This is a genomic window from Kocuria salina (assembly GCF_013368965.1).
GTDB classification, from domain to species: domain Bacteria; phylum Actinomycetota; class Actinomycetes; order Actinomycetales; family Micrococcaceae; genus Kocuria; species Kocuria rosea.
The window spans coordinates 1-1551 of sequence record NZ_SSSF01000040.1; the positions used below are offsets into that span (position 1 = coordinate 1).

1 protein-coding gene is annotated in these 1551 nt (G+C 65.1%); it reads left to right on the forward strand.

What is annotated here, in order from left to right:
• Window positions 1-1551: aa3-type cytochrome oxidase subunit I (ctaD, locus tag E7Z53_RS19820; RefSeq protein WP_176338695.1), on the forward strand; the 1551-nt coding region annotated here is incomplete at both ends.

Consider the following 1551-nt stretch of genomic DNA (forward strand, 5'->3'; position numbering starts at 1 on the left):
TCGCCGGCGTCATGGCGCTGCTGATCCGCGCCGAGCTCTTCGCCCCGGGCATGCAGATCCTGGAGACCAAGGAGCAGTACAACCAGCTGTTCACCATGCACGGCACGCTGATGCTGCTGATGTTCGGCACCCCGCTGTTCGTCGGCTTCGCCAACGTCATCGTCCCCCTGCAGATCGGCGCCCCCGACGTCGCCTTCCCGCGGCTCAACGCCCTGGCGTTCTGGTTCTTCCTGTTCGGCTCGCTGATCGCGACCGCCGGCTTCCTCACCCCGCAGGGCGCGGCCTCCTTCGGCTGGTACGCCTACGCACCGCTGAGCAACGCTTCTTTCACCCCAGGCTCCGGTGGTGACCTGTGGGTGTTCGGCCTGATTTTGTCCGGTTTCGGCACGATCATGGGCGCGGTCAACTTCATCACCACGATCATCGCGATGCGCGCCCCCGGCATGACCGTGTGGCGGATGGGCCTGTTCACCTGGAACACGCTCATCACCTCGCTGCTCGTGATCATGGCGTTCCCGCCTTTCACCGCTGCACTGTTCGCCCTCGGCATGGACCGGACCCTGGGTGGGCACATCTTCGACCCGGCCAACGGCGGGGCGGTGCTGTGGCAGCACCTCTTCTGGTTCTTCGGCCACCCCGAGGTCTACATCCTGGCGCTGCCGTTCTTCGGCATCGTCTCCGAGATCATCCCGGTGTTCTCCCGCAAGCCGCTGTTCGGCTACAAGGGCCTCGTGTTCGCGACCATCACCATCGCCGCGCTGTCGGTGACCGTGTGGGCCCACCACATGTACGTGACCGGAGCCGTGTTCTTGAGCTTCTTCGCGTTCATGACCATGATGATCGCCGTACCCACCGGGGTGAAGTTCTTCAACTGGATCGGCACGATGTGGCAGGGCTCGATCACCTTCGAGACCCCCATGCTGTGGGTCCTGGGGTTCATGTTCACCTTCCTCTTCGGCGGCCTGACCGGGGTGATCCTCGCTGCCCCGCCGCTGGACTTCCACCTCAATGACTCCTACTTCGTGGTCGCCCACTTCCACTACGTCATCTTCGGCACCGTGGTGTTCGGCATGTTCGCCGGCTTCTACTTCTGGTGGCCCAAGTTCACCGGCAAGATGCTCAACGAGCGGATCGGCAAGATCCACTTCTGGCTGCTGTTCCTCGGCTTCCACATGACCTTCCTGATCCAGCACTGGCTCGGGGTCTCAGGGATGCCCCGGCGCTACGCGGACTACCTGCCGGAGGACAACTTCACCTGGATGAACCAGATCTCCACGGTCGGGGCGATGCTCCTCGGCGTCTCGATGATCCCGTGGTTCTGGAACGTCTACACCACCTGGCGCAACGGCACCAAGGTCGAGGTCGACGACCCCTGGGGCTTCGGCGGATCCCTGGAGTGGGCGACGTCCTGCCCGCCGCCGCGGCACAACTTCACCTCGCTGCCGCGCATCCGCTCCGAGCGGCCGGCGCTGGACCTGCACCACCCGGAGCTGGCCGCGGAGTCCCCGCAGCAGTCCCCGGTCGACGACGCCGCCATCGCCACGCGGAAGG